Origin of the sequence: Hungatella sp. SL.1.14 (assembly GCF_024460495.1) — a bacterium.
Lineage (GTDB): Bacteria > Bacillota > Clostridia > Lachnospirales > Lachnospiraceae > Hungatella > Hungatella hathewayi.
In genome coordinates this window covers 1-1,404 of the sequence record NZ_JANFYJ010000076.1, presented here as the reverse complement: position 1 = coordinate 1,404, position 1,404 = coordinate 1, and the positions used below count along the sequence as shown (strand labels likewise).

The window sequence follows — 1,404 nt, the reverse complement described above, 5'->3', positions numbered from 1 at the left end:
GACTGGTACAATCTGGAGAGGCCCACATAAGTGCTACATGGCGGCCAGCAACATACTTTTTAAGATCGACCTTAAATATATCCTCGGTCAGATGCAGCGTATCCGGATGATTGACTTTGTGCATCCGGATCGCCTGCGGATCATGATTGATGGCTATATCAACCGGACGCCCCAGCGCCATTTCTATTCCTACGCTTGCCCCGCCGCCGCCCGCAAAACAGTCTATAATTAAGTCTTTTTTTAACGGTCCTATTGTATCTGCAATCTCAATCTGACCATCACACTCATAATTATCAAATACTTCTAAACCCATCTTCTCAAAAGGAACCCGGCGCGCCTGTTTTCCGGAAAGGTTCCGGCTCCTTTCGTTATCGTTCAAATATCAGTTTACTTGATGAAAACCAACCACCGGGTTTTGCCCCTCTGGTCTCCCAGCAATGGTTTTTTGCTAAAAACTTTTAACACCTCAGATAGTTTTATTTGATCCTCATTCCATTTGAAAATCAATAGTCCATCAGGCTCCATTACTCTCATGCACTCGCTGAATCCCTGTTTCAAATACTCCGGCCAGTCAGTCGGTAGGATTCCGTATTTATTGGCCAACCAGCTCCCCGTCCCCGCATGAATCAAATGTGGCGGGTCAAATACAACAACCTTGAAACTGTTATCAGGATATGGAATATCCCGGAAGTCCATCTTTACATCAGGTTTAATCAGCAAAGTACGTCCGTCACACAAGGTTGTTTCCAACTCTCTGTTGTCAGCATAAATTACCTCTGGATTCTGCCTATCAAAATAAAACATCCGGCTACCACAACAAGCATCTAATATCTTTTTCATGTACCACCTCTAAATATTAATTTTGACAATAAAATACCAACCATCGAATATTGACGGTTGGTACTCTTTTAAAGGCTATCAGGATTTACATCGTTTTCGTATTGGTTCATTTTACGACCGATCAAGTCCCCACATTTTCCACAAAACCATGCTCCAGCTATAGCTTTGTCTGTATCCTCTCCATTTTCATCTTTTTTGAAAAGTTCAGGACTAAAGTCTAGCACTTTGCTTCCACATTTCGGACAATGAGTAGGATTTTGAGTTGTCCACATATGCACACCTCTTTTCTCTTATAATTCCAAAATTATACCACTCCAACCGTCTATATTCAATTATCAATGTTCATTAAATTCTTATTTCCCCGCCACTTCCCCACGACATCAGGCAATGCAATTTTTCTAGTGAAACCAGAAACTTTATTGTCCTGCCGTACTCTTCAAAATCCTAATTTGTATACTTCCAGATAAGATAAGTGAGTTCCTTTTCTTCGATTTCAGTGATTGTACAATTATCTCTTTTTTCTTCCAGCGCTTTCATTCTTTCAAGATCTTCTTTACTCATACT

The 1,404-nt window shown here is 40.9% G+C and carries 2 protein-coding genes and 1 pseudogene; all 3 read right to left on the bottom strand.

Features of this window, described 5'->3' with window-relative positions; genetic code table 11:
* Window positions 1-313 (bottom strand): annotated as a pseudogene (locus NE473_RS29940) (hypothetical protein); the annotation flags it as partial.
* A gap of 74 nt (window positions 314-387) precedes the next feature.
* A complete protein-coding gene (locus NE473_RS29935) occupies window positions 388-840 on the bottom strand; it encodes a class I SAM-dependent methyltransferase (RefSeq protein ID WP_256265533.1) in 453 nt (150 codons plus the stop codon).
* Window positions 841-908: 68 nt separating this feature from the next.
* Entirely contained in the window at window positions 909-1,112 is a 204-nt protein-coding gene (locus NE473_RS29930; protein WP_256265532.1) for a hypothetical protein, read from the bottom strand.
* Window positions 1,113-1,404 lie beyond the last annotated feature (292 nt).

Excerpts from the sequence above, each read along its gene's own strand:
- NE473_RS29930 (WP_256265532.1), bottom strand. The coding sequence starts at position 1,112 with ATGTGGACAACTCAAAATCCTACTCATTGTCCGAAATGTGGAAGCAAA.
- NE473_RS29935 (WP_256265533.1), bottom strand. The coding sequence starts at position 840 with ATGAAAAAGATATTAGATGCTTGTTGTGGTAGCCGGATGTTTTATTTT.